The organism is Janibacter terrae (genome assembly GCF_039636765.1).
GTDB classification, from domain to species: domain Bacteria; phylum Actinomycetota; class Actinomycetes; order Actinomycetales; family Dermatophilaceae; genus Janibacter; species Janibacter terrae.
The window spans coordinates 439,987-466,228 of record NZ_CP144167.1; the positions used below are offsets into that span (position 1 = coordinate 439,987).

A 26,242-nucleotide genomic window follows, 5' to 3' on the forward strand; every position below is an offset into this window, starting at 1 on the left:
ACCGACGAGAGGGACAGCGTGCACGGGGTGAACCCGGGGACGGAGCTCGGTCGATACACGGTCGGCAGCAGGATCGAGACGATTGCTGGTGCCGAGCGCTGGAGCGCCCGGGACACGACGCTCGACCGCGACGTCACCCTGCTCGTCATGGCCGCCGACGCACCGCAGACGGCGGCCGGGCTCGACGCCGCACGGCGCGCGGCCGGGGTGGAGGCCTCACAGCTGGTCCGCATCCTCGACGTCGGCACGGAGGGCGGGCTGTCCTTCGTCGCCGAGGACGGCGTCGGCGACGGCGCGCGCACCTACGCCGACCTGATCGGGGGCGACGGCCTGCCCGCCGAGGAGGTCCGTCGGATCACCGGCGAGGTCGCCACCGGACTCGAGGCCGCCCGCAGCCGCGGCCTGCACCACCTCGCCCTGGGCCCGGACCTCGTCCTGCTCACCTCCGACGGACGCGTCAAGGTGCGCGGCCTGGCCACGATCGCCGCGCTGTCCGGGATCGAGTCCGAGGGCGAGGACGCCGACCGCGACGACGCCGTGGGGGTCGTGGCCCTGGCCTACGCCGGCCTGACCGCGACCTGGCCCCTCCAGCGCCCGTCGAGCCTGCCGAGCGCCGCCACCGGAGGCGACGGCCCGCCCGCCCCCTCCCGGGTCGCCGTGGGCGTCCCGGGCGATCTGGACACGATCTGCCGCGAGACCCTCGCCGAGGGCACCGGGCCCGACTCACCCGGGGACTACGCCGCCCAGATCGCCCCGTGGTCGCGCATCCCGCTCGCCGGCGCCGTGCGCACGAGCCCCGGGGCCCGGTCCGCGGCGACCACGCCTGCCGTGCCGGGCCATGCCGCCGACAGCCGCGCCGACGACGACACACCGACGACCGCCATCCGGGTGGTCGGTGCAACCCCCCGTGCGGAGGAGACCGCCCTCCCCGAGGACCAGGTGACGCGGGAGATCGCGCTCGACGCGGACGACGAGCCCACCGCGGTCATCCCCCGGGCCGCCGGTGGTGAGCGCGAAGACGCACCGGAGGACGGTGACGACACGCAGGCCGGTCGGGCTGCGGCTGCTGCCGCCGCCGCGGCAGCAGCGGCGGCCGCAGCCGCAGCGGGTGCCGTGGGCACCGGCGGCAAGGTCATCGGTGACCGGCTGGGTCGTGTCGCCAAGACGGCGAGCGGGCGCTCCAAGGAGGCCCTGCAGGACGCCCGCGCCCGCCGTGAGGCGATCCGCGCCGACCAGCGCACCCGCAGCTCCCTGGGGTCGGCCGCCGTGACCGCCGACCTGGAGGCCCCGGCCCCCCTGCTGCCGGCCGAGGCCGGCGCACCGCCGAGCCGCAGCCAGTCCAACCTCGTCCTGGTGCTCATGGCCGGCCTCGTGCTCATCGCCTGCGTCATCGGCGGCATCGGCGTCTCCCACATCGGTGAGGGCAGCGACCTGGGCAAGATCCTCGGGGGCGACGAGACCACGGCCGTGGCCACCAGCGAGGTCTCGAGCAGCACCCGCTCCAACCGTGGCGCCACCGGTGACGAGCCGTTGGGCATCCTCAACGCGGCCGGCTTCGACCCCCCGCCGGGGGACGGTGTCGAGCACAATGCCGAGGTCCAGCGGGTCTACGACGGTGACCCCTCGACCACCTGGACGACCGAGGGGTACGGCAGCGAGGCCTTCGGGGGCGTCAAGCAGGGCGTGGGCATCACCGTCGACCTCGGACAGGCCCAGGACGTCTCGTCGGTGACCCTCCAGCTCCCGACCACCGCCCAGGCCACCGTCTACGGCGGCGACCAGGCGACCAGCTCCGGCGACGAGATCGGCCGGACGCAGGGACGGACCGGTGAGGTCACCCTCCAGCCGGCGTTCCCGGTCCGAGCCCAGTACGTCACCGTGTGGTTCACCTCGCTGGCGCCCAGCGACGACGGCCGCTTCCGTGCCGCGCTCGGCGAGATCACGGTCCGCTGAGAGCCGGGCCCGATGACCGACACCGCCCTGGCCGAGGTCGACGACCGGCTCCTCCTGCGACGTCACGTCGAGGGGGACCCGGACGCCTTCGCCGAGATCTACCGGCGGCACCGGGACCGCATGTGGGCCGTCGCGGTCGGCGTCTGCGGTGACCGAGAGCTCGCCGCCGAGGCAGTGCAGGAGGGCTTCGTCTCCGCCTTCCGCAGGGCGAGCTCCTACCGGGGCGACTCTGCGGTCACCACCTGGCTGCACCGCATCGTCGTCAACGCCTGCATCGACCTGACGCGACGGGCCCGTCCCTCGAGCGAGCTCACCGACGAGGTCATCGCGCGCGCGCCCACGGCCCCGGACGCCACGGCCGGCGTGGACACCCGGCTCGCCGTCCACGAGGCGCTCCGCGCCCTCCCCGAGGCGCAACGGCTGGCCCTCGTCCTCGTCGACATGCACGGCGTCCCGGTGGCCGAGGCCGCCGAGATCCTCGAGGTCGCACCCGGCACGATCAAGTCCCGCTGCTCGCGCGGCCGGGAGGCCCTCGCCCGCGCCCTCGGGTCGACCGAGGGAACCTCGCGGGCCGCTGGCTCGTCAGACACATCAGGCCACTCGCAGACGAAGGGAGGTGGCCATGACTGACGACCAGGACCCCACCGGCATGCGTCACCTGCTCTCCGGCCTGAAGGAGAAGGGACCCATGCCCGCCGACCTCGCCGAGCGCATCCGCGCCACGCTCGAGGACGAGCACGCCCAGCGGGTCGCGTCTGCGGGCGAGGACGACACCTCGACCTTCTTCAGCGAGATGGACGACCCCGACGAGGCACGGCCGCGTCGCCGCTACCGTTCGGCGCCCCTGGTGCTCGCGGCCGCCGCGGCCCTCGTCATGGTCCTCGGCGTGGGTGGGCTCATCCTGGAGCGCAGCGCCGGGGGCTCCGACGAGGCAGGCTCGTCCGCGCAGACGGCCCAGCAGGAGTCCCGTCAGGGCAGCGATGCCGCTGCCCCGCGGGAGGGCAAGGACTCGTCCACCGCCTCGGCGTCGGAGGCGCCCGCCTTCGCCATCACCGCTTCGGGCAGGGACTACACCCGGGGCACCGCCGGCGACGACGCCGCCCGGCTCCTGGAGGACCCCGGCTCGGTCAAGGCCAACGAGGACGACGACGTCCTCGGGACCCTCACCACCGCCGCCGGCGCCACCGACTGCCTCGCGCGGCTGGGCCAGCCCCAGATGACCGCCGTCGTCGTCGACGTGGCCACCTTCGACGGGGCTCCGGGTCTGCTGCTCATCGCGCAGGCGCTCCCCGACGGGGGGGCCCGGGCGTGGGCCGTCACCGAGGGGTGCGCGCCGATCTGGTCCGACCCGGTCGACGTCCCCGTCCGCTGACCGAGCAGCGTCGCCGGCCGGTCGACCTGCGACCCGCTGGAACAGACGCACCTACGATGGCGTTGTCACCGTCAGACCCCGCGCCCCCCGGCGCCCCAACGACGCAAGGACTTCACCCGTGGCCGACGCCAGCACCGACATCCACGACGTCATCATCATCGGTTCGGGCCCAGCGGGCTACACGGCAGCCGTGTACGCCGCCCGCGCCAACCTCGAGCCACTGCTCTTCGAGGGCTCCGTCACCGCAGGTGGCGCCCTGATGAACACGACGGACGTCGAGAACTTCCCCGGCTTCGTCGAGGGCATCATGGGCCCCGACCTCATGCTCAACATGCGCGCCCAGGCGGAGCGGTTCGGTGCGCAGATCGTCACCGACGACGTCTCCTCGGTCGACCTCCTCGGTGACGTCAAGGTCGTCACCGACGGTGAGGGGACCACCCACCGCGCGCACGCCGTGATCCTCGCGATGGGCTCCGCCTACCGTGAGCTCGGGCTGCCCGACGAGAAGCGCCTGTCCGGCCACGGCGTCAGCTGGTGCGCCACCTGCGACGGCTTCTTCTTCCGCGAGCAGGACATCGTCGTCGTCGGCGGTGGGGACTCGGCCGTCGAGGAAGCGACCTTCCTGACGAAGTTCGCCCGCTCCGTGACGATCGTCCACCGCCGCGACGAGCTGCGGGCCAGCAAGATCATGGCCGAGCGCGCCCACTCCAACGACAAGATCCGCTTCGCGTGGAACTCCGAGGTCACCGCGATCCACGGCGAGGACAAGGTGACCGGGGTGACACTGCGCGACACCGTGACGGGTGAGAGCCGCGAGCTGGCGGCGACCGGTCTGTTCGTCGCCATCGGCCACGACCCGCGCAACGAGCTCGTCCAAGGGGTCGTCGACCTCGACGACGAGGGTTACGTCCTCGTCGACGGCCGCTCGACGCGTACCAACGTCGACGGCGTCTTCGCCGCCGGTGACCTCGTCGACCACACCTACCGGCAGGCGATCACCGCCGCCGGCTCCGGCTGCTCCGCCGCGCTGGACGCCGAGCGCTGGCTCGCCGCCCGCGAGGGCGCGGCCGCTCCGGCGCAGGACCAGGCCCTCATCGCCCAGGACTACCCCGTCGCCGGCACCGTCGGCGCCCGCTGACCACCGAACCACCCCGAGAGAGGAAGACTCACCCATGGCCACCACCCCCACCACCGACGCCACCTTCGACCAGGACGTCCTCAGCAGCGAGACCCCCGTGCTCGTCGACTTCTGGGCCACCTGGTGCGGCCCGTGCCGCGCGGTCGCCCCGGTCCTCGAGGAGCTGTCCGGTCAGTACGACGGCAAGCTGAAGATCGTCAAGCTCGACACCGACGCCAACCCGCAGATCACCGCGCGCTACGGGATCACCTCGATCCCGACGATGCACGTCTTCCAGGGTGGCGAGATCGTCAAGACGATCGTCGGTGCCATGCCGAAGCCCAAGCTGGTCAAGGAGCTTGAGCCCTTCGTCGGCTGAGTTCACCTGCGCTGCAACGGGTTTCGTCCCGTCGCCGTCAACGAGAGGGCCCCGAGGCGATTGCGTCGGGGCCCTCTCGCACGTGGCCACACCATCGCGGCTCAGCCGTGGTCGGGGTCAACGCCCATCTGGCCGAGGACACGGTGCAGGTCCTCGATCGACGCGAACTCGATCGTCATCCGCCCCTTGCGCTGACCGAGGTTGATCTTGACCCGCGTGTCGAGCCGGTCGCTGATCCGGCCCGCGAGGTCGTCGAGCTGGGGATGGTGCGCGCCGGCACGCGGCCCCGCACGCCTCTCCTTCTCCGGCTCCATGCCCAGGGCGACGATCTCCTCGACCGTGCGCACCGAGAGCCCCTCGGCGACGATGCGCTGGGCCAGCCGCTCCATCTGCTCGCCGTCGTCGAGGGTGAGGAGCGCGCGCGCGTGGCCCGCGCTCAGGACCCCGGCCGCCACGCGACGAGCCACCATGGGTGGCAGGCGCAGGAGGCGCAGGGTGTTGGAGATCTGCGGTCGGGAGCGGCCGATCCGCCCGGCGAGCTCCTCCTTGGTGCACCCGAAGTCGTCCAGCAGCTGCTGGTAGGCCGCGGCCTCCTCGAGGACGTTGAGGTTGCTCCGGTGCAGGTTCTCCAGGAGGGCGTCCCGCAGGAGCTCGTCGTCCTCGGTGGCCTTGATGATCGCCGGCACGGTCTCCCTGCCGGCCTCGCGGCTGGCGCGCCAACGGCGCTCACCCATGATCAGCTCGTAGGCGATGTCGTCGTCGCCCGTGACCGGCCGGACGACGATCGGCTGGAGGACGCCGATCTCTTGGATCGAGTGGACCAGCTCGGCCATGTCGTCCTCGTCGAAGACGCTGCGCGGTTGCTTCGGGTTGGGTCGGATGGCTGCGACGGGGACCTCGGCAAAGCTGGCCCCGGGGACGGGCGCCAGCCCTCCGGGCTGGGCGTCGGCAGCCCCGGGGCCGCCCTCGAGCGTCCCCGCGGCCGACCCCGGCGAGGTTCCCTCCTGCGACTGGTCCGCGTCCCGTGCAACCACGCCCGAAGAGTCCGCACCGACGGACCCTGCGCCGGCGGCGTTGCCCGTGGGTGTTGCGGCGAGCCTGCCGGCGACCGTGTTGGGCACGGCGGGGCGGTCCTGGTCCCGGAAGAAGACGTCGACCGGCCGCTCGGTCGCCCGACCTGGCGTGCCTGCATCCGGGATCAGGGCGCCCAGGCCCCGCCCGAGCCCACGTCGCTTGTCACTCATGCGTTGTCCTTCTGCTCTGCGCCGCGGTGCGCGATCTCGGCGGCTGCTGCGTGGTAGCACCGGGCGCCGGTGCTCTGGGGGTCATAGGTGATCACGGTCTGCCCGAAGCTCGGGGCTTCCGATACCCGCACCGAACGGGGGATCGTCGCCTCGAGGACCTGCTCTGGGAAGTGCTCCCTCACCTCTTGCGCCACCTGGGAGGACAGCCGGGTCCGTCCGTCGTACATCGTCAGCAGGATCGTCGAGACGTGCAACGCCGGGTTGAGGTGGGTGCGGATGAGGTCGATGTTGTTGAGCAGCTGGCTCAGGCCCTCGAGGGCGTAGTACTCGCACTGGATCGGGATGAGTACCTCGTCCGCGGCGACGAAGGCGTTGACGGTCAGCAGGCCCAGGCTGGGCGGGCAGTCGATGAGCACGTAGTCGATGCGCTCCTCGCCTCGATCCTGCGCGGTCTGCATCCACGCGGCGATCGCCTTCGTCATCCGGCTCTCCCGCGCCACGAGCGAGACGAGCTCGATCTCCGCACCGGCCAGGTCGATCGTCGCCGGCACGCACCACAGGTTGTCCACCTCCGGACATGGCTGCACGACATCCGCGATCGGCGTGCCGTCGACGAGCACGTCGTAGACAGAGGGCACCTCGGCGCGGTGGTCGATGTTCAGAGCGGTGCTCGCGTTGCCCTGGGGGTCGGTGTCGATGAGGAGGACACGCAGACCCGCCTGGGCGAGTGCCGCGGCGAGGTTGACTGCGCTCGTCGTCTTGCCGACACCGCCCTTCTGGTTGGACACGGTGATGACCCGCGGCCGGTCCGGCCGGGGCAGGGTGGCCGCTGGAGCGGGAGTCGGCACGCGCCCCACGTCCGGCGTGCTCGGCCCCGGCTGGGCGGTCGGCTGCGCTGACCCAGAGGGCGCCGAGGTCAGGCCCGGCCCCTCGGCGGGCTGGTCGCCTCCCGCACCTCCGAGCCATCCGACCGGTGCGGTCTCCGCAGGTCCGGCGACCGCCGGCCAACCGATACCCATGACGACGGAGCGTGGTGAGGTCACCGAGACATTCCTCCTGTGGGGACTGCGAGCCCAGCCATACAACCCCACCACGGCCCGACACGCCAAAACGGGGACCGGGCGGACGGTCTGCCGTCGGGTCGCATGGCACTTGTCCATCGGATGTCCACAGCTGGTGGTGGAAAAGTCGAGGGCTCGCGGGGCGTTTCACGTGAAACGCGCGGACCGCGCGGCGGCGACGCAGGGCACCGTTTCACGTGAAACGGTGCCCTGCGTGTGCAGGAGCCGATCCCGGTGCTCAGTGCGCGCGCGGACCGGTCGTGCAGTCGACGGTGAGGGTCGGCTCGGCCAGGACCTCGGTGCCGTGAGCGCTGACCCGGCTGGCGACCACCCCGAGCCGACGCAGCACCTTCGTGGCCGCCTCGAGCTCCTCCTGCGCGGATCGGCCCTTCATGGCGACCATCGTGCCGCCGGGCGCGGTGAGGGGGAGACACCACCGGGCGAGCTTGTCCAGACGGGCTACCGCCCGGGCGGTCACGTACGCCCCCTCCAGGCTCCCGTGAAGCTCCTCGGCGCGACCCCGGTGCACCGTGACATTGTCCAGGCCGAGATCGGCCACGGTGGACTCCAGCCATTGGGTGCGGCGGAGCATGGGCTCGACGAGGTGCAGGTCGAGGTCGGGGCGGGCGATGGCCACAGCCACCCCGGGCAGGCCCGCCCCCGATCCCACGTCCACGACGCGGGCGTCACGCGAGAAGGCGTCCTCGATCACGGCGCAGTTGAGGATGTGGCGCTCCCAGAGGATCGGCACCTCCCGCGGACCGATGAGGCCGTGGCTCACGCCGGTGTCGGCGAGGATCGCCGCGAAGTCCTCGGCACGGGCAAGGCGCCCACCGAAGACTCGGCGGGCGCCTTCCGGTGCCTGGGGCAGCTCAGCTGTCATGGGCCCAGCGTTTCACGTGAAACGTCCTCAGTCCTCGTCCGTCGCGGAAGTGTCGTCGGCCTGATCCGTGGCCACCTCTTCCGTGGCCACCTCTTCCGTGGGCAGCTCCTCCGTGGGGGCGGAGTCCTGTGTCGCGGGATGGATGACGACGAAGCGACGTGGCTCCGTCCCGGACGAGTCGGACACGAGTCCGGCGGCGAGCACCTCGTCGTGGACGACCTTGCGCTCGAAGGCGCTCATCGGCTCGAGCTCGACGGACTCGCCGTCGGCCGTCACCGAGGCGATGGCGGTCCGGGCGATGTCCACCAGCTCGGCGCGGCGGGCGGCCCGGTGGCCGGCGACGTCGAGCATCAGACGGCTGCGGTCTCCCGTCGCGGACTGCACGGCGAGGCGGGTCAGCTCCTGGAGCGCCTCGAGCACCTTGCCGTCCTGGCCGACCAGACGTCGGGGCACGCGTCCCTCGTCGGAGTCGACGATGGCGACTGCGGCCCGGTCACCGTCGATGTCCAGGTCGATGTCGCCGTCGAGGTCGGCGATGTCCAGCAGTGTCTCGAGGAAGTCGGCCGCGACCTCACCCTCGCGCTCGAGCAGCTGACGGCGCGTCTTCTTCGGGGCCGCGTCCTGTGCGGGTGCGGCGGCCGAGTCCTCGGTGGGGGCCTCGGTCGTGGTGTTCTCGCTCATGCACTTCTCCTGCGTGTGGCGGGTGGTCGTCCGGCGCTGCCGGGACGACCGAGGTCAGTGGTCGGTCTCGGGCTGCTGCTCGTCGACGGCAGCGCCCGGCCCCGTCCTGGGCGGCTGACCGCCCTTCTTCTTGGCACGCTTCTTGCCGGTCGGCTGCTGGCGCTGCCCGGAGATGACGCCCTTCGCCTCCAGCTCGGAGGCCATCTCGGCATCGTGCCTGCGCTCCCGCGACTCCTCGGGGGTGTCCAGGGGCTTGCCCGACTTGCGGCGTCGGTCCTGCATCGCCTTCTCCGCGGCGGAGCCGGGGGCCGGCATGCGGCGAATCACGTAGAACTGCTGGCACATCGTCCACACGTTCGTGGTGAACCAGTAGAGGAGGACACCGATCGGGAAGTAGACGCCGGACACGGCGAAGATGATCGGGAACAGGTAGAGCATGATCTTCTGCTGCTGGGCGAAGGGGCCCTCCAGCGCGGACGCCGGCATGTTCTTGCGCATCAGCTGGTGCTGGGTCGTGAAGGTCGTGAGCGACATGAGGATGATCAGCGTGATCGTCACGAGCTTGACGCTCAGCCCGCCCTCGGTCCCGAGGAACTGGGCGGACAGCTGGGCCCCGAAGATCGAGGAGGACTCGGCCTGCGCCGCCACCTGCTGGGTGATCGGGCCGATACCCCGCTGGGCGCCGGAGCCGATCTCGTCGAGGCTGTTGAGGACCCGGAAGAGACCGAAGAAGAACGGCATCTGGGCGAAGATCGGTAGGCAGGAGGCGAAGGGGTTGGTGCCGCTGTCCTTGTACAGCGCCATCGTCTCTTCGGTCATCTTCTGCTTGGACTCGGGGTCGTTCTTCCCCTTGTACTTCGCCTGGATCTTCTGCATCTCCGGCTGGATGAGCTGCATCTTGCGCGAGGCGTGGATCTGCTTGACGAAGAGCGGGATGAGCGCCGCCCGCATGACGATGACGAGGCCGACGATGGACAGGCTCCACGTCCAGCCGTTGTCGGCAGGCAGACCCACCGCGGTGAGCAGCCCGTGCCACAGATACATGATCCAGGCGACGAGCCACTCGAAGGGGTACATGATGTCGCTGAAGCTCACGTGGTGGACGTCCTTCTGTCTGTGGCGTCGCGGGCGACGCCGTCGTCGTGGTCCTCGATGTCGGCGAAGCGCGGTTGGCTCAGCTCAGGAGCGCCGCGTTGCGCCCACGTCTCGGGCACGTGGTCGATGCCCCCGGCGGACCAGGGGTTGCACCGCACGATCCGGTGCACGGTCAGGTAGCCCCCACGCAGCAGGCCGAACCGCTGCAGGGCGGTCACGCCGTAGGCCGAGCAGCTCGGGAAGTACCGGCAGCTCGGCGGGAGCAGCGGCGAGACGAGCAGCTGGTAGCCGCGGACGAGCCAGATCAGGGGCCGGGCGAGGAGCGTCATGGTCCCTCACCAACGAGCAGGCCGCGCAGGCAGTGCCGCAGCGCCTCGCCCAGCTCGTGCGAGTCGGCGTCGGCCGCGGCCGGGTTGGCGCGGACCACCACGTCCGTCCCCGCAGGGAGGGAAGGGAGGAGGCTCGCGGCCTGGGCCCGCAGGCGCCTCTTGACGCGGGTGCGCGTCACGGCGTTGCCCACGGCTTTGGACACGACGAGACCGACGCGCGGGGAGTCGTCTCCTCGAGCGTCGGTCCGGGTCGAGTCCGCCACACGGGCATGGACCACGAGCAGTCGGGAACCCTGGCGTCCAGCGCCTCGTCCCCGGATGGTTGCCGCGAAGTCCGCGCGATCCGTCAGGCGGTGCCGCGCGGGCAGCACCCGGCAGCTCGTCAGGCGGAGAGCTTGGAGCGGCCCTTGGCGCGGCGGGTGGACAGGATCGCCCGACCGGCGCGGGTGCGCATGCGCAGACGGAAGCCGTGCGTCTTGGCGCGGCGACGGGTGTTGGGCTGGAAGGTGCGCTTGCTCATTGCAGTCTCCGATGGGTCGATGGGGCCCGTGTGGCCCGGTGCGGAAGTCGGCGAGCCTCTTCGGCCGCGATCGGAAGCCCACGTCGTGACGCCGGAGCGGTCCGGCAGATCATGGGCATGCGAAAGCGGCCGACAGGCCGACGTCCACGGTACGGGACGGCCGAGCACGGGGTCAAACCGCCCTTCGTCCTCGTGCGGAGTGACCCCAACCGGGCCACGTTGCCAGCACCTGGCCCCTGGTCCCCGCAGACACGCCGAGGGCCGGGACACATCGACGGGCCCCGGGTTGCCCCCACCCGTCCGGGTTGTTAGCGTCGCTCCTCACCACCTGCCATCGGTATATACCCACAGACTGTGGACAACGCTGTGGATCCCGTGACCGGCAGGCGATGATGTCAGTACCAGCGCGTGAATCGATCGGCCACCGGGCCGCAGGAATGTGGGTGAGTCCGTGACCGGAGCCGAGGTCGACTTCGGTCAGGTCTGGCGCACCACGCTGGACTCCCTGGACGCCGACGGTGTCCCGGTCACCCGCCGCGCGTTCCTGAGCATGGCTCGCCTCGTCGGTCTGCTCGACGACACCGCGCTCATCGCGGTGCCGGACGACTTCTCGAAGAACTTCGTCGAGCAACGCCTGCGCATGCACGTCACCCAGGCCCTGTCCGAGCAGCTCGGCCGCGAGGTCCGTCTCGCCGTTACCGTCGACCCCGACCTGGCCGACAGCGAGCCGCTGCCCCCGACCCAGGGTCTCGCCGAGCCGCTGCCTGGCCCGGTCGAGGAGCCCACGGACCGGCCCCGCCCCCAGGGCCTGTCCTCCACGCTGCCCGTCGACGGGCGCGACGACGGCCTCGTCGACGAGGACCCCGAGCCGGCCCCTCCCTCCCGACGCGGCCGCCCCGAGCCGGAGCAGGTGGAGCTGACCCGGCTCAACCCGAAGTACACCTTCGACACCTTCGTCATCGGCTCGAGCAACCGCTTCGCCAACGCCGCCGCGGTCGCGGTGGCCGAGGCGCCGGCCAAGGCGTACAACCCGCTGTTCATCTACGGCCAGTCGGGCCTGGGCAAGACCCACCTGCTGCACGCCATCGGTCACTACGCGCGCAGCCTCTACCCCCACGTCAAGGTGCGGTACGTGAACTCGGAGGAGTTCACCAACGACTTCATCAACAGCATCCGTGACGACAAGGCCGCCAACTTCCAGCGTCGCTACCGCGACGTCGACGTGCTGCTCATCGACGACATCCAGTTCCTGCAGGGCAAGATGCAGACGCAGGAGGAGTTCTTCCACACCTTCAACACGCTGCACAACGCCAACAAGCAGGTCGTCATCACCTCCGACGTGGCGCCCAAGTTGCTCTCGGGGTTCGAGGAGCGCATGCGCAGCCGCTTCGAATGGGGCCTGCTGACCGATGTGCAGCCGCCCGACCTCGAGACGCGGATCGCCATCCTGCGCAAGAAGGCCATCCAGGAGAAGCTCTCGGTGCCGGCCGATGTGCTCGAGTTCATCGCCAGCCGGATCAGCACCAACATCCGCGAGCTCGAGGGCGCCCTGATCCGCGTCACCGCCTTCGCCAGCCTCAACCGGCAGCCCGTCGACATCGGTCTGGCGCAGATCGTCCTCAAGGACCTCATCCCCAACGAGCAGTCGAGCGAGATCTCGAGCGCGACGATCATGGCCCAGACGGCCGACTACTTCGGTCTGACGATCGAGGACCTGCAGAGTGCCTCCCGCACCCGGCTGCTCGTCACCGCGCGCCAGATCGCCATGTACCTGTGCCGCGAGCTGACCGACATGTCGCTGCCCAAGATCGGTGACCAGTTCGGCGGTCGTGACCACACGACGGTGATGCACGCCGAGCGCAAGATCCGCGAGCTCATGGGCGAACGACGCGCGATCTACAACCAGGTCACCGAGCTCACCAACCGCATCAAGCAGCAGGTCGGCTGACGATCCCGGACTCTCGTCCAGTCTACGAGCGATCTGATACACGCTGATACACCGCCATCTGGATCGGTGATGCCTGCTTGTCCACAGGCTTCTCCCCACCTGTGTGTGCCCGGAGACCACATCGTGACCGTCTCCCCCGATCGGTCGCGCTCTCCCTTCGCCCACCCTCTGTCCACAGATCCACAGGGTGTGGACAACCCTGTGGGTCGTCGAAAGATGCCGGGACGAGCACGGATCCGTCCCCGCTGTCCCCATCTCCACACCGAGCCTGTGGGAAACCGGGGACGCCGAGGGCCGGCGACGGGTCACCGCTGTCGGTGTCCGGGCGACGCGTCGGGATCGGCCACCCAGCCTGAGGACGACGGTGTGCGCAGGCCTGTGCACGGACTGTGCAGGACGCCTGCGCCCTGGTGACGAGCTCGCGTCACCCACACCCGGTCCTTGTCGTTCCCCCCTTCGTCCACAGGCTCGCCCACAGGCACGATGCCCGGGACGACGGGGCCCAGCAGGGTTGTCCACGGTATCCACACCGCCTATGACAACGATGAGTCCTCTCTCCATCCGATCCCTCCCCCACGCATGGCTCCTGCCCGGTCTGTGGACCACGGCCTGACGGGCGGATGACAACGGACCCTCGGTTCCCCGTCGCGGCCCCGACCGCGTAATGTCAGGAACCCACGCGCTCGACGGCGCGTGGATCCGTGTCATTCCCATGAGCACGCGCACAGGGCGCGTCGAAGGGCAGGTCTGTCGTGAAGTTCCGCGTCGAGCGCGATGTGCTGGCCGAAGCGGTCACCTGGGTGGCCCGCGGGCTGCCGAACCGTCCCCCGGTGCCCGTGCTCGCGGGTGTCCTCATCGAGGCTGCCGACGACGGGACCCTCACCCTCTCGACCTTCGACTACGAGGTCTCGGCGCGCATCTCCGTCGCCGCCGAGGTCGCCGAACCCGGCACCGTCCTCGTCCTCGGCCGTCTCCTCGCCGACATCTCGCGCAACCTGCCCGCCAAGCCCGTCGACGTGGCAACCGAGGGCGCCAAGGTCCAGGTCACCTGCGGCAGCTCGCGGTTCGCCCTGCTGCAGATGCCGGCCGACGAGTACCCGACCCTGCCGACCTCGCCCGAGGGCAGCGGCTCGGTCGACGGCACCGTCTTCACCCAGGCCGTCCAGCAGGTGCAGATCGCCGCGGACCGTGGGGACACCCTCCCGATCCTCACCGGGGTGCGCGTGGAGATCGAGGGCGAGAAGGTCACGCTGCTCGCGACCGACCGCTACCGACTCGCGATGCGCGAGCTCACCTGGAACCCCAACGTCTCCGACGCGAGCCACGTCGCCCTCATCCCCGCCCGCACCCTCTCCGACACCGCCAAGGCGCTCGGCGCCGCCGGCTCGATCGAGGTCTCCCTCGGCGCGGCCGCGGGCGGGTCCGGGCTCGCCGGGTTCGAGGCCGGGCAGCGGCACACGACGACCCGCCTGCTCGACGGCGAGTACCCCAAGGTCGCCAAGATCTTCCCCACCTCCAGCGAGACCGAGGCGGTCGTCGACACGGAGGTGCTCACCGAGGCGGTCAAGCGCGTCGCGCTCGTCACGGAGCGCAACACCCCGGTGCGGCTGCGCTTCACCGAGGGTCAGGTGACCATCGAGGCCGGCGCCGGTGACGACGCCCAGGCCTCCGAGGCGGTGGAGGCGGTCGTCCATGGTCCGCAGATCGAGGTCGCCTTCAACCCCGGCTACCTGCTCGACGGGTTGGGTGTCCTCGGCACGGCCTTCACCCGCCTGTCCTTCACCGCCCCGCTCAAGCCGGCCATGATCACCGGCCAGGAGAGCCAGGACGGCGAGATCGACACCACCTACCGCTACGTCCTGCAGCCGGTTCGACTCGCCGGCTGAGGCCCCCCTTCGTCCCCGTCAAGGAAGGTCCCGTCATGCAGCTCGGTCTCATCGGTCTGGGCAAGATGGGCGGCAACATGCGTGAGCGTGTGCGCCGCGCCGGCCACGAGGTCGTCGGCTACGACACCAACCCCGAGGTCTCGGACGCCGAGAGCGTCCAGGCGATGGTCGACGCGCTCGCCGCGCCGCGGGTCGTGTGGGTCATGGTCCCCTCCGGCGAGATCACCCGCGCGGTCATCAGCGACCTCGCCGAGCGCCTCGAGCCCGGTGACCTCGTGATCGACGGTGGCAACTCACGCTTCAGCGACGACGGCCCCAACGCCGAGCTCCTCGGTGCGAAGGGGGTCGGCTACCTCGACTGCGGCGTCTCCGGCGGCATCTGGGGCCTGGACAACGGCTACGGCCTCATGGTCGGCGGCGACGCGCAGCACGTGGAGCAGGCGATGCCGATCTTCGACGCCCTGCGGCCGGAGGGACCCCGCGACGAGGGCTTCGTGCACGCGGGCGCCGTGGGCGCCGGCCACTACGTGAAGATGGTGCACAACGGCATCGAGTACGGCCTGATGCACGCGTACGCGGAGGGCTACGAGCTGCTCGAGCGCAAGGACATCGTCACCGACGTGCCGGGGGCCTTCAAGGCGTGGAGCCGCGGCACCGTCGTGCGGTCCTGGCTGCTCGACCTCATGGTCAAGGCCCTCGAGGAGAACCCCTCGCTCGAGGACGTCAGCGACTACACCGCCGACTCCGGCGAGGGGCGCTGGACCGTCGAGGAGGGCATCGCCAACTCGGTGCCGATGCCGGTCATCTCTGCCTCGCTCTTCGCGCGGTTCGCCTCGCGCCAGCAGGTCAGCCCCGCGATGCAGGCCGTCGCGGCGCTGCGCGGGCAGTTCGGTGGTCACCAGGTCATGACGGTCGCCGAGGGCGAGGACCTGCGGGCGGAGGCGGCCAAGGGCGTCGCGGCGGCCAGGACCAGCCGGGCGCAGGAGGAGAAGAAGATCGACAAGCCAGCCTCCCCCGCAGAGGCGCCGAAGGGGGACGCGGCCGATGCCGGTCCGACCTCCGGCACGCAGAGCACGGGTGGGTCGCCCGGGCCGACGAGCGGGACCGGCTCGACGCAGTGACGTGCACGTACGCCACCTGAGCATCGGCGACTTCCGCAGCTATCCCAGCGCCGAGCTGGCCCTCGAGCCGGGGATCACGACCCTCGTCGGGCTCAACGGGCAGGGCAAGACCAACCTGGTCGAGGCGATCGGGTACGTCGCCTCGCTCTCGAGCCACCGGGTCGCGACCGACCAGCCGATGGTCCGCTTCGGCTCCGACCGGGCGATCGTGCGCTGCGCGGTCGTGCGGGACGGGCGCGAGAGCCTCGTCGAGCTGGAGATCACCCCCGGCCGTGCCAACCGGGCCAAGCTCAACCGCTCCCCCCTCCCCCGGACCCGCGACGTGCTCGGCACGCTGCGCACGGTGCTCTTCGCACCCGAGGACCTGGCCCTGATCAAGGGTGACCCGGGCGAGCGGCGACGCTTCCTCGACGACCTGCTCGTGCAGCGCCAACCGCGCTGGTCGGGGGTGCGCTCGGACTACGACAAGATCCTCAAGCAGCGGGGCGCCCTGCTGAAGTCGGCGGCCGCGCTGCTCGGCTCTCGGCGCGGGCGTGGGCGACGCAGCTCCTCGGCCCCCGAGGGCGTGGACCCGCGCGCCGCGGTCGAGGACGCACTGCGGACCCTGGAGATCTGGGACGACAACCTCGCCACCCTCGGCAGCCAGCTGCTCTACGCCCGGCTGCGTCTGCTGCGCGACCTCGTGCCGCACCTGCAGGAGGCCTACCGGGAGGTGAGTGCGAACCAGTCCGAGGCGACCGCGGTCTACCGCAGCTCGCTCCACGAGGAGGCCGCCGAGGCGATCGCTGCCGGCGAGGTGCCCGAGCCGGAGCAGCTGCGCGCCGCGATGCTCGAGTCGATGGCGCGGGTGCGTGACCAGGAGGTCGAGCGGGGGGTCAACCTCGTCGGCCCGCACCGCGACGACCTGGTCCTCGGGCTCGGTGAGATGCCGGCCAAGGGGTACGCCAGCCACGGCGAGTCGTGGTCCTTCGCCCTCGCGCTGCGGCTCGCGGCGTACCACCTGCTGCGTCATGACCTCGGGGACGACCCGGTCCTCGTCCTCGACGACGTCTTCGCCGAGCTCGACTCCGGCCGGCGCGAGCGGCTGGCGGCCATGGTCGCCGACTGCGAGCAGGTGCTCATCACCGCGGCGGTGCCGCAGGACGTGCCGGAGAGCCTGGCGGGGCAGACCTTCACGGTCTCGCTCGGTGAGGTGGGCGCGGCATGAGCCAAGGGGAGGTCCCCCCGCCCGGGGACGAGATCGACGCGGCCGCCGCGGCGCTCGCCCGGGCGCGCGCCGTCGCCAAGGGCAAGGGGCTGCGCCCCGGGATGAAGCCGCGCCCCAGGCGGAAGTGGCAGCCGCAGGGCATCCTGTCGACGGGTGGCCGTGACCCGCAGACGATCGGCGACCAGGTCGAGCGCCTCGTCGGTGACCGCGGCTGGCAGGTCGACGTCGCGGCGGGGTCGGTCATGGGTCGGTGGGGCGAGATCGTCGGTCGCGAGGTGGCGGAGCACTGCGAGCCGGTGACCTTCGAGGCCGGGGTCCTGTCCGTGCGCGCCGACTCGACCGCCTGGGCGACCCAGATCCGGCTGCTGTCGAGCTCGCTCCTCGGACGGATCAGCGAGCTCGTCGGGCCCGACGTGGTCCACGAGATCCGGGTGCACGGGCCGAGCGCGCCGTCGTGGTCGCGCGGCCTGCGGCGCACGAGCGACGGCCGGGGTCCTCGCGACACGTACGGGTAGCCCTTCGAGACGGCCGCGAGCGGCCTCCTCAGGATCCGGGCAGGATGGGCCCATGGGGATCCTCGACACCGACGCCATCGTCCTGGACCAGGTCCGGTCCTTCCTGAGCAACGACTTCGCGATCCACGACCTCGCCGGCACGCCCATCGGGCGCATCGTGACGGAGGGGAGCGCCGGGGCACGGATGCTCATGGGCAGCCGGCAGCTCGCGGTCGTCGACACCGACGGCACCCTGCTCGTCCGCGTCGTCGACACGCCCGACCTCGGCCTCGACCGCTTCCAGGTGCAGGACGGGCAGGGCGGGGTGATCGCCCAGGTCGTCAAGGAGTTCACCTTCTTCACGAAGGCGCTGCGCATCGAGTGCTGGACCGGGCCGCAGCTGCGCCTCGAGGGATCGATGTGGGACCGCGAGTTCACCGTCACCGGACCCGGCGGGCTCGCGGCGACCGCGAGCCGGCACTGGCCGGGCGTGGCCCAGGCCTTCCTCGGGCGGGAGCGCTACGTCCTGGGGTTCAGCCCGCAGGTGCCGGTGCCGGAGAAGCTCGGCACGATCGGCGCGGTCATCGCGCTCGACCTCATCCGGGCCAAGGAGCGCAACGACGGGTGAGCGCCGCCCCGCAGACGCGGGACGGGCCCCCTTCGTCCGGCATTCCCCTAGGGCAATGTAGACCTGGACGTGCATTCCCCTAGGGGAATGCGGACCTTGACGCGCATTGCCCTAGGGGAATGCACGACCGGGACGAAGGGGGGCGCCGCGCCTCGTCGTCGGAGCGTGCCGGAGCGTCCGGACGCGCCGGCGTCTCAGAACTTGTCGGCGACGAGGCTCTCGAGGAGGAACACGAAGGTGTCGTGGGCCTCGATCTGGGTCCAGTGACCGCTCTTGGGGATGATGTGCAGCGACGCGTCCGGCAGGTGCTGGGCCAGCCAGGTGCTCGACTGCACCGGGACGATGATGTCGTCGCGACCGTGGACGCACAGGATCTTGTGCGGGATCGTCGCCATCTCCTCGGCCGTGAAGCCCGGCTTGGGCGCCGAGGGGTCGAACATCGCCGCGTGCGAGCGCTGGATGTCGGGCCGCTCGATGTAGGGCATCCGCTCCGCGACGACCTCGTCGACCTTGGCGGCCAGGACGTCCATGTCGTAGACGAAGGACGAGAGCAGCTGCTTCATCGACGCCGGCGTGGGGTCGGCGTAGAAGCCGAAGAGGTGCTGCAGCCCCTCGGTAACCGGCAGGTCGGGTGCGCCGCCGGAGCCCATGAGGAGCATGGTGCGGATGCGCCCGCCGTCGAGGAGGGCCATCTCGAGCGAGATCATCCCGCCCATCGAGTTGCCGACGAGGGTGACCGGCTCGGTGATGCCGAGGTGGTCGAGCAGCTCGAAGAGGGTGCGGGCCTGGACGAGGTTGAGCGCCTTCATCCCGCGCGGCGGGTCCTCGAGGTGCGTGGAGTCACCGAAACCGATCATGTCGGGGGCGATGCAGTGGTAGCGGTCCCCGAGCTCCTCGATGACGGCCTTCCAGTTCGAGGTCCCGGTGGCCCCGGGCCCGGAGCCGTGCAGCAGCAGGAGCGGGGTCATGCCCGGCTCCCCGGTGGTGTGGACCCGGTAGGTGACCTCGCTCAGGGCGACGTCGCGGCTGGTGACCTCGGCGTTCTTCGTCGGCATTGACGTGTCCTTATCTAGAGTGTTCGTTACACGATAGGCCGGAAGCCGATGCGGAACAAGGCCTTGCCATGGACCGCTGGAACTGATGATCTGTTGCATCTACTACACGGAAGGCGGGTTGACGGATGAGGATGGCCAGCAGCGCAGGACGAGGGGTGGTTCTGCCGGGAGGTGCGGAGGGACCTCTCCACGGGTGGGACGTCGCGACCCTGAGCGAAGGGAGGATCGGCCCGGACCCCATGGCGATGTACGCCGCCGTGGACGAGCTGCGCTCTCTGGTCGCTGCGGCCGACCCGTCCACCGCCACCCCCGTGGCGCTCGAGGAACTCGAGGCGCCGGTCCCCCGCCCGTCGTCCGTCGTCGCCATCGGCCTCAACTACGCCGAGCACGCCCTCGAGTCCGGCTTCGAGCCGCCGGCGGACCTGCCGCCCGTCTTCACCAAGTGGCCGAGCTCGATCACCGGCGCCCACGGCGAGGTGGTCCTGCCGGAGGGGTCGGTCGACTGGGAGGTCGAGGTCGTCGCCGTCCTGGGACGTACGCTCCACCGGGCGAGCCCGCAGGAGGCCGTCGCCGCCCTCGCCGGGGTCACCGTCGGGCAGGACCTCTCCGAGCGGGACCGCCAGCTGCGCGGCCCCGCGCCGCAGTTCGGCCTGGCCAAGTCCTTCCCCGGCTTCTCCCCGATCGGTCCCTGGGTGGTCACCCTCGACGACGCGCCACCCCTGGACGATCTCGCGCTCGGGTGCGCGGTCGACGGGGAGGTCGTCCAGGACGGCACGACGGCCAAGCTCCTCTACCCGATCGCCCGGGCGATCGCCGAGCTGTCGCAGGTCCTGACCTTCTCCCCCGGCGACCTCGTCTTCACCGGGACGCCCGACGGGGTCGGCATGGCCCTCGACCCGCCGCGGTTCCTGCGGCCCGGGCAGACGCTCACGACATGGGTGACCGGGGTGGGGCGCATGGAGCACCGGCTCGTCACGGGCTGAGCCGACCCGACGGATCGTGCCCCGCCCCCCCTTCGCTGCACCGGAACTGACAGAGAAGTCTCGGTAAGCCTCTTGCCCTATCGGCCGCTGCTGTGCTTCCCTATAACGGTCGCTACATGACGAAGACGTCATCGAAGCCCACGAGTCCCCGGACGAGGGGGAGCGACCCCCACTGCGCACGCAGGACGCCGCACCAGCGGCATGACACGGCAAAGGAGCCGACCATGTCCCGCACCACCATCCCCGTTAGGCCCGCGTGGGCCCTGGCCGCGGTCGCCAGCCTCTCCCTCGTCCTCACCGCGTGCGGTGCGGGCGAGTCGTCGTCCGACACGGCCGACACGGCCGGCACCGGGAGCACCGCCAGCGCCGCCTCGGTCGACGAGGCCAAGGCCCAGGTCGACGAGTGGAGCAAGGAGATCACCGAGTGGCCCGAGGTCACCCCGATCGCCGAGCCCGCCGACCTCAAGGGCAAGAAGGTCACGATCATCCCGCTCGGCGACCAGATCCCCGTGATCCACGGCGTCGGCGAGGGAGAGAAGCAGGCTCTGGAGAAGCTCGGCGCGTCGGTCAACGTCTGCGACGGCAAGTTCAACCCGACGACCGTCGCCGACTGCCTGAAGACCGCCGGCGACCAGAAGGTCGACTACGTCATCACCAACTTCGTCGACTACGACATGGTCCCCGCGGCCATCGACGCGCTCACCAAGAGCGGCACCAAGGTCCTCATCGGCTCGATGCACGAGTCGAAGAAGGCCAAGAAGAACGAGAACCTCGCCTTCTTCGACGCCACCGAGCGGGTCGCCCTCCTCTACGAAGCCATGGCGACTGATGCCTTCGCCGGCCAGGGCGAGAAGACCAAGCCGCTCTTCCTCAAGCTCATGGACTCGTCGACGACGAAGACCGCGAGCGAGCGGATGATCACGAAGTTCGAGGAGCTGTGCCCCTCCTGCGAGAGCAGCTCGGTGGAGTTCACCACGGCCAACCTCGACAAGCTCTCCTCGACCGTCTCGGCCGAGCTCGTGAGCAACCCCGACACCAACGCGATCGTCGTCCCGGTGGACACCTTCGTCCCGCCCGCCATCCAGGGCGCCAAGAGCGCCAACAAGATCAAGCAGATCAAGGTCTACAGCTCCAGCAGCGACCTCGCCGGCCTCCAGCGGGTCAAGGACGGTACGCAGGCGAGCGACCTCGGCACCCCGGTGATCTTCGAGGGCTGGAAGCACGTCAACGCGCTCATGCAGATGGCCTCCGGCGAGGAGGTGCAGCCGGCGGATGTCCTCGTCACCCGCGCCTTCACCCCCGACAACGTCAAGGACCTGAAGCTCGACCCGAAGACGTACCTGACCGATGACTGGTTCGGCACCGGCTACCAAGACGACTTCCTCACCGCGTGGGGGGTCAAGTAGCCCATGGCGACGCTGATGAGGCTGGAGGCTCGCGGGCTCAGCAAGACCTTCGGCTCGAACACGGTCCTCTCGGATGCCGACCTCGTCATCCGGCCCGGCGAGATCCACGCCCTCATCGGCCAGAACGGCTCGGGCAAGTCGACCCTCGTCAAGGTGCTCACGGGCTACCACGCACCTGACGAGGGCGGCTCGCTCCGGGTCGACAACACCGCGCTGGCGCTGCCGGTGCGGTGGAGCGAGGCGCAGCAGGCCGGGATCTCGGTGGTCCACCAGGACCTCGGCCTGCTCGACCACCTGTCCGTCGCGGAGAACATCGGGATCGGCGGTTACACCGCCCACCCGCTGACCCGCAAGATCGACTGGGCGGCCCAGCACGACGTCGCCCGTCGGGTGCTCGCCCGGCTCGAGCTCGAGGTGGACCCGCGGACCCCGGTCTCGCGACTGTCCGCCGCCGAGCGGGCCGAGGTCGCCATCGCCCGGGCGCTGCGCGACCAGCGCCCCGGCGAGGGCCTCGTCGTCCTCGACGAGGCGACCCGCGCGCTGGCCCGCGAGGAGCTCGAGCACTTCCACCGCCTGCTGCGCAAGGTCGTCGCCGACGGCACGAGCGTGCTCATGGTGAGCCACAACCTCGACGAGGTCCTGTCCGTCTCCGACAAGGTGACCGTCCTGCGGGACGGTCGGGTCGCCGGCGCCGGGGTCACGACGAGCGAGACCGACGAGGCGGGCCTGGCGCGCCTCATGCTCGGCAAGAGCGTCGACGCGGCGATCCGCCGCTCCGGCGTCCCGGACCCGCAGGCCCCGGCGCTCGTCGTCACCGGGCTCGCCGGGCCGGGCGTGGAGGACCTCGACCTCACCGTCGGCGCCGGCGAGGTCGTCGGCCTCACCGGTCTGCCCGGCTCGGGCTTCGAGTCGGTGCCCTACCTCCTCACCGGAGCGCGGCCGGCGAGCGCCGGCACGCTCGAGGTCGGGGGCCAGCGCCTCCCCCTTCGCCGGCTCACGGTCGCCTGGGCCGTCCGGCACGGGATCGCCCTCGTCCCCGAGGGCCGGATCAAGGAGGGCCTGGCCGTGGAGCTGTCCCTCCGCGACAACATCGCCCTGCCCAACCTCGGCCGCCGAGGTCGACCGTGGTTCGTCTCCCGCGGCTGGCAGGAGTCGGACAGCCGGCACTACATCGACCGGCTCGACATCCGCACCCCCGGCCCGCAGGCGCTCGTCAAGGAGCTGTCCGGGGGCAACCAGCAGAAGGTGCTGCTCGGCAAGTGGCTGTCCGTGCGACCGGACTTCCTCGTCCTGCACGAGCCCACCCAGGCCGTCGACGTCGGCGCCCGTCGCGACATCCTCACGACGATCGGCGAGGCCGCCGACCGCGGCATCGGTGTCCTCCACGTGAGCATCGAGCCGAGCGACCTCACCGAGGTCTGCGACCGCGTCCTCGTCCACCACCCCGGCCGGCCGCTCCTCGAGCTGCGCACGACCGACCCCGACGAGCTCCTCCGGGCCATCTACGCCGAGCCCGGGGACACCGCCCCCACCGCCACCGCTGGAGCCACCCATGTCTGACCACAAGACCCCCGTCCCCCCGTCGTCGTCGCTCGACCGCGTGACGAGCGAGTCCGACAGTGCGGACCGCCTCGTCTCCGACTCCGGCACCCCCGCGGGGTCGGCCCCCGCCCCGACCCGCACGACGCTGCGCTCGCGGTTCGAGCCGGGTTGGCTGCACACGATCACCAGCCGTTACGGCCTGGTCATCGTGTGGGTCGCGATGATCGGGGTCTACGCGACCCTCATGCCGACGAAGTTCTGGAACACGAGCACCCTCTCCTCGATCCTCGGGTCGCAGTCGGTACTCGTCTTCCTCGCCCTGTCGGCGATGATCACGCTCGTCGTCGGCGAGTTCGACCTCTCGATCGCCTCGGTCATGGGCATGTCGGCGACGACCGTCGCCGTGCTCGGCGGGGTCCACGGCTGGCCCATGGCCGCCGCCGTCGCGGCCGGTGTCGCCGTCGCCCTGGTGGCCGGCCTCGTCAACGCCTTCTTCGTCGTCTTCATGGACCTCAGCTCGCTCGTCGTCACGCTCGGCATGGCGACCCTGCTCACCGGCCTGACGCAGATGATCTCCGGCTCGAACATCGTCTCGGTCGACGCACCCGGTCTCGCATCGATCGTCGACCACCGTCTGCTCGGCCTGCCGCTCAGCTTCTACTACGGCATCGCGCTGGCCGCCCTCATCGCGTACGTCCTCGGCTGGACGCCCCTGGGCCGCGGCATGCTCTTCATCGGCTCCAACCCGGAGGTCGCCCGCCTCGCCGGGATCCGGGTCAACCGCGTGCGCGTCGGCAGCTACCTGGCCGGAGCCCTCATGGCCGGCCTCGCCGGCATCATCCTCGTCGGCACGGTGGGCGGCATCGACCCCAGCACGACGATGACCTTCCTCCTGCCCGCACTCGCCGCCGTCTTCCTCGGCACGGCGGTCGTGCAGCCGGGCATGTTCAACCCCATCGGCACGATCATCGCCATCTACTTCCTGACGACCGGCATCTTCGGTCTCCAGCTGCTCGGCTTCTCCGGCTGGATCCAGAACGTCTTCTACGGCGCCGGCCTCGTCATCGCCGTCGCCCTGGCCAAGGTCATCCGCTCGCGGACGACGACGGCCTGACCCCCTTCGTCCCCACCACCACAGGACCCACCATGAGCTCACCCCTGCAGTACGTCCGTGCCCACGCCGAGCAGCTGCGTGCCGAGGCTCGCCCGAGCGACGCGCTCGGCCGGCTCACCGACCGCAGCGTCGAGATCCTCCGCGGCTCGGAGGGGATGAAGATCCTGCAGTCCAAGGACCACGGCGGCTTCGAGGGGCACCCGACCGAGTTCTTCGACTGGGTCGTCGAGGTCGGTCGCCACCACCCCTCCGCGGGATGGGTCGCCGGCGTCGTCGGCATCCACCCGTGGGAGATGGCGATCTGGGGTCCGCAGGCGGAGGACGACGTCTACGGCGCGAAGGGGGAGAAGGCCGAGGACTGGGTGTCCTCGCCCTACGCCCCCTTCGGTCGGGCGGTCCCCGTCGAGGGCGGCTACCGCTTCCGCGGTCGCTGGCCCTTCTCGACCGGGAGCGACCACGTCGAGTGGGCGATCCTCGGCGGGATGGTCGCCGGCGACGACGGGCAGCCGACGAGCCCGCCCACCCTCCTGCACGTCCTCGTGCCGAGGGCGGACCTGCAGATCGTCCCCGACAGCTGGAACGTCATGGGCCTGGCCGGGACCGGGTCCAACGACGTCGTCGTCGACGCCTTCGTGCCCGAGCACCGGGTCCTCGTCGCCGACGACGTGCGCGGCAACGTCTACACCGACCGGTACCGTCCCGACAGCCCGCTGTACCGGATGCAGTTCGGGATGATGTTCCCCTTCGCGATCTCCGCCGGCACCTTCGGCATCGCGCGCGGCGCGGTCGACGCGGCCTACGCGCACATCGAGAAGCGGGTCTCCACGCAGGGCACCGCGAGCCGGACCGATCCCTTCACCATGGCCGCGCTGGCGCGGGCCGAGTCGGACGTCGAGGCGGGCATGGCCCACATCAAGCAGCTCGTCAGCGAGCACTACGACACGCAGAGCGGCGGCGCCGAGCACATCAGCGTCGACGACCGGCTGCGCTTCCGCATCGACCAGGTGCGGGCCACCGACCGGGCGATCGAGGCCGTGGGCGAGCTCTACCGACTCATGGGCTCGAGTGCTATCCAGCAGGCCTCCCCCCTGGAGCCCTACTGGCGGGACCTGCAGGTCGCGGCCTCGCACGTGTGCAACGTGCGCGAGATCTGCTACTCCGCGTGGGGTGCCCACCGCTTCGGTGGGCAGGTCCCGCCGACCGCCCTGTACTGAGGCGGGTCTTGCCAAGCCCACGAGATCCGTCCTACTCTGTAACAACCACTACAGCGAAGACGCTGGACCGTCCCCGATCCGCCGAAACCGTCGGCGGCTGATCGGCGGTACGGGTGCCTGAAGACAAAGGAGTCTCGATGAGCCAGTCGATCACGGAGGAGAGCACCTCCCGGTCCGTCACCACCCCTGACTGGACCATTCACTACAACGAGGCCGGTTCCGAGGATGCGCCCGTGGTCGTGCTGCTGCACGGCTCCGGCCCCGGTGCGACCGGGTGGAGCAACTTCAAGACCAACATCCCCGAGCTGAGCAAGGACTTCCGGGTCATCGCCCCGGACATGCCCGGGTGGGGACGCTCGTCGACCGTGACGAGGGACGAGAACGACCACGCGAAGGCCGCCGTCCAGCTGCTCGACGCCCTCGGGATCGAGCGGGCCACCTTCGTCGGCAACTCGATGGGTGGCATCACCACGCTGCGCCTGGCCACCGAGTACCCCGAGCGCGTCAGCCGGATCGTCACGATGGGCCCCGGGTCCGGCACCGTGCCGATCACCCAGCCCGGCGGCGGCCTCTCCGAGGGGATGAAGGTCCTGCTCGGCGGCTACCGCGAGCCGACCGCCGAGTCGATGAAGCGCCTCGTCGAGGTCATGACCTACGACTCCGCGCGCTTCGGCACCGACGAGCTGGCCGCGGAGCGGGCCCGCTCCGCGCAGGCCAACCCCGAGCACCTCGAGAACTACCTGGCGGGCTTCGCCGCCGGCGGACCGATCGCCAAGTGGTTCAGCCTCGACGCACTCACCTCGGTGGACGTCCCGGCCCTGCTCATCCACGGCCGCGACGACCGCGTCGTCCACTTCGAGCACTCGCTCCACCTGCTCGCCCGCATTCCCGACTCGCGCCTGGTGCTGCTCAACCGCTGCGGTCACTGGGCCCAGGTCGAGCACGCCGACGAGTTCAACCGGATCGTCCGCGAGTTCCTGCTCGCCACGGCCGCCTGACCCACCCGCACC

At 71.0% G+C, this 26,242-nt stretch carries 25 protein-coding genes and 2 pseudogenes; 18 read left to right on the forward strand and 9 right to left on the reverse strand.

Annotated features, from left to right (window positions below; genetic code table 11):
- Window positions 1–27: 27 nt before the first annotated feature.
- The 5 genes from V3C34_RS02195 to trxA all read left to right on the forward strand — a co-directional run bounded on the left by V3C34_RS02195 (window position 28) and on the right by trxA (window position 4,821).
- The gene (locus V3C34_RS02195; RefSeq protein ID WP_346007954.1) at window positions 28–1,953 is read left to right on the forward strand and encodes a hypothetical protein; all 1,926 of its coding nucleotides are present in this window, start codon (window positions 28–30) and stop codon (window positions 1,951–1,953) included.
- Window positions 1,954–1,965: 12 nt separating this feature from the next.
- Window positions 1,966–2,583 (forward strand): RNA polymerase sigma factor SigM, encoded by a 618-nt coding sequence (gene sigM / locus V3C34_RS02200; protein WP_068327676.1) that lies wholly within the window; start codon window positions 1,966–1,968, stop codon window positions 2,581–2,583.
- The gene (locus V3C34_RS02205; protein ID WP_068327673.1) at window positions 2,576–3,325 is read left to right on the forward strand and encodes a hypothetical protein; all 750 of its coding nucleotides are present in this window, start codon (window positions 2,576–2,578) and stop codon (window positions 3,323–3,325) included. Before sigM ends, V3C34_RS02205 begins: the two co-directional genes overlap by 8 nt.
- A gap of 118 nt (window positions 3,326–3,443) precedes the next feature.
- On the forward strand, window positions 3,444–4,463 hold the full coding sequence (gene trxB / locus V3C34_RS02210; protein ID WP_068425860.1) for a thioredoxin-disulfide reductase: 1,020 nt from the start codon (window positions 3,444–3,446) through the stop codon (window positions 4,461–4,463).
- Window positions 4,464–4,497: 34 nt separating this feature from the next.
- Window positions 4,498–4,821 (forward strand): thioredoxin, encoded by a 324-nt coding sequence (gene trxA, locus V3C34_RS02215; protein WP_068327668.1) that lies wholly within the window; start codon window positions 4,498–4,500, stop codon window positions 4,819–4,821.
- Between the two features lie 101 nt (window positions 4,822–4,922).
- Here trxA and V3C34_RS02220 read toward each other — a convergent pair whose 3' ends face one another.
- From V3C34_RS02220 to rpmH, 8 genes are all read right to left on the reverse strand, one after another.
- Window positions 4,923–6,065 carry a ParB/RepB/Spo0J family partition protein gene (locus V3C34_RS02220; protein ID WP_346007955.1) on the reverse strand — a complete coding sequence of 381 codons (1,143 nt, stop codon included), beginning with the start codon at window positions 6,063–6,065 and terminating at the stop codon, window positions 4,923–4,925.
- Window positions 6,062–7,108: a ParA family protein gene (locus V3C34_RS02225; protein WP_346007956.1), complete on the reverse strand. Its 1,047-nt coding sequence runs from the start codon at window positions 7,106–7,108 to the stop codon at window positions 6,062–6,064. Before V3C34_RS02225 ends, V3C34_RS02220 begins: the two co-directional genes overlap by 4 nt.
- 256 nt (window positions 7,109–7,364) lie before the next feature.
- Window positions 7,365–8,009: a 16S rRNA (guanine(527)-N(7))-methyltransferase RsmG gene (gene rsmG, locus V3C34_RS02230; RefSeq protein WP_346007957.1), complete on the reverse strand. Its 645-nt coding sequence runs from the start codon at window positions 8,007–8,009 to the stop codon at window positions 7,365–7,367.
- 27 nt (window positions 8,010–8,036) lie between these two features.
- Window positions 8,037–8,690 (reverse strand): protein jag, encoded by a 654-nt coding sequence (locus V3C34_RS02235; protein ID WP_346007958.1) that lies wholly within the window; start codon window positions 8,688–8,690, stop codon window positions 8,037–8,039.
- Window positions 8,691–8,744: 54 nt separating this feature from the next.
- The gene (yidC, locus tag V3C34_RS02240; RefSeq protein WP_082807684.1) at window positions 8,745–9,785 is read right to left on the reverse strand and encodes a membrane protein insertase YidC; all 1,041 of its coding nucleotides are present in this window, start codon (window positions 9,783–9,785) and stop codon (window positions 8,745–8,747) included.
- Entirely contained in the window at window positions 9,782–10,114 is a 333-nt protein-coding gene (gene yidD / locus V3C34_RS02245) for a membrane protein insertion efficiency factor YidD (protein ID WP_346007959.1), read from the reverse strand. The genes yidC and yidD overlap by 4 nt, the downstream gene beginning before the upstream one ends.
- The gene (rnpA, locus tag V3C34_RS02250; protein WP_346007960.1) at window positions 10,111–10,485 is read right to left on the reverse strand and encodes a ribonuclease P protein component; all 375 of its coding nucleotides are present in this window, start codon (window positions 10,483–10,485) and stop codon (window positions 10,111–10,113) included. Before rnpA ends, yidD begins: the two co-directional genes overlap by 4 nt.
- Before the next feature lie 11 nt (window positions 10,486–10,496).
- Window positions 10,497–10,634 carry a 50S ribosomal protein L34 gene (gene rpmH / locus V3C34_RS02255; protein ID WP_068327653.1) on the reverse strand — a complete coding sequence of 46 codons (138 nt, stop codon included), beginning with the start codon at window positions 10,632–10,634 and terminating at the stop codon, window positions 10,497–10,499.
- Window positions 10,635–11,085: 451 nt separating this feature from the next.
- Here rpmH and dnaA point away from each other — a divergent pair, with 451 nt between their 5' ends.
- From dnaA to V3C34_RS02285, 6 genes are all read left to right on the forward strand, one after another.
- A complete protein-coding gene (gene dnaA, locus V3C34_RS02260; RefSeq protein WP_346007961.1) occupies window positions 11,086–12,582 on the forward strand; it encodes a chromosomal replication initiator protein DnaA in 1,497 nt (498 codons plus the stop codon).
- A gap of 752 nt (window positions 12,583–13,334) precedes the next feature.
- Window positions 13,335–14,468, forward strand: coding sequence for a DNA polymerase III subunit beta (gene dnaN, locus V3C34_RS02265; protein ID WP_068327649.1), 1,134 nt, complete (start codon window positions 13,335–13,337; stop codon window positions 14,466–14,468).
- A 35-nt stretch (window positions 14,469–14,503) separates the two neighbouring features.
- A complete protein-coding gene (gnd, locus tag V3C34_RS02270; protein ID WP_068327646.1) occupies window positions 14,504–15,589 on the forward strand; it encodes a phosphogluconate dehydrogenase (NAD(+)-dependent, decarboxylating) in 1,086 nt (361 codons plus the stop codon).
- 1 nt (window position 15,590) lies between these two features.
- Window positions 15,591–16,796: a DNA replication/repair protein RecF gene (gene recF, locus V3C34_RS02275; RefSeq protein WP_338539097.1), complete on the forward strand. Its 1,206-nt coding sequence runs from the start codon at window positions 15,591–15,593 to the stop codon at window positions 16,794–16,796.
- Window positions 16,793–17,311: a DUF721 domain-containing protein gene (locus V3C34_RS02280; RefSeq protein ID WP_346007962.1), complete on the forward strand. Its 519-nt coding sequence runs from the start codon at window positions 16,793–16,795 to the stop codon at window positions 17,309–17,311. The genes recF and V3C34_RS02280 overlap by 4 nt, the downstream gene beginning before the upstream one ends.
- Window positions 17,312–17,363: 52 nt before the next feature.
- The gene (locus tag V3C34_RS02285; RefSeq protein WP_346007963.1) at window positions 17,364–17,918 is read left to right on the forward strand and encodes a hypothetical protein; all 555 of its coding nucleotides are present in this window, start codon (window positions 17,364–17,366) and stop codon (window positions 17,916–17,918) included.
- A 194-nt stretch (window positions 17,919–18,112) separates the two neighbouring features.
- Here the strand turns inward: V3C34_RS02285 and V3C34_RS02290 are convergent, their stop codons facing one another.
- On the reverse strand, window positions 18,113–18,973 hold the full coding sequence (locus V3C34_RS02290) for an alpha/beta hydrolase (protein WP_338539095.1): 861 nt from the start codon (window positions 18,971–18,973) through the stop codon (window positions 18,113–18,115).
- A 155-nt stretch (window positions 18,974–19,128) separates the two neighbouring features.
- On the opposite strand from V3C34_RS02290, the gene V3C34_RS02295 reads away from it, so the two are divergent.
- The 7 genes and pseudogenes from V3C34_RS02295 (at window position 19,129) to V3C34_RS02320 (ending at window position 26,230) form a co-directional block, all read left to right on the forward strand.
- Entirely contained in the window at window positions 19,129–19,956 is an 828-nt protein-coding gene (locus V3C34_RS02295) for a fumarylacetoacetate hydrolase family protein (RefSeq protein ID WP_245634836.1), read from the forward strand.
- Between the two features lie 224 nt (window positions 19,957–20,180).
- Window positions 20,181–21,362 (forward strand): sugar ABC transporter substrate-binding protein, encoded by a 1,182-nt coding sequence (locus V3C34_RS02300; protein ID WP_346007964.1) that lies wholly within the window; start codon window positions 20,181–20,183, stop codon window positions 21,360–21,362.
- A gap of 15 nt (window positions 21,363–21,377) precedes the next feature.
- Window positions 21,378–21,884, forward strand: a pseudogene (locus V3C34_RS17690) (ATP-binding cassette domain-containing protein); the annotation flags it as partial.
- 327 nt (window positions 21,885–22,211) lie between these two features.
- Window positions 22,212–22,922 (forward strand): annotated as a pseudogene (locus V3C34_RS17695) (ATP-binding cassette domain-containing protein); the annotation flags it as partial.
- Window positions 22,915–24,018 carry an ABC transporter permease gene (locus tag V3C34_RS02310; protein ID WP_346007966.1) on the forward strand — a complete coding sequence of 368 codons (1,104 nt, stop codon included), beginning with the start codon at window positions 22,915–22,917 and terminating at the stop codon, window positions 24,016–24,018. The pseudogene V3C34_RS17695 and the gene V3C34_RS02310, both read left to right, overlap by 8 nt.
- Before the next feature lie 32 nt (window positions 24,019–24,050).
- The gene (locus tag V3C34_RS02315) at window positions 24,051–25,232 is read left to right on the forward strand and encodes an acyl-CoA dehydrogenase (protein ID WP_346007967.1); all 1,182 of its coding nucleotides are present in this window, start codon (window positions 24,051–24,053) and stop codon (window positions 25,230–25,232) included.
- A 137-nt stretch (window positions 25,233–25,369) separates the two neighbouring features.
- Entirely contained in the window at window positions 25,370–26,230 is an 861-nt protein-coding gene (locus V3C34_RS02320) for an alpha/beta hydrolase (RefSeq protein WP_346007968.1), read from the forward strand.
- Window positions 26,231–26,242 lie beyond the last annotated feature (12 nt).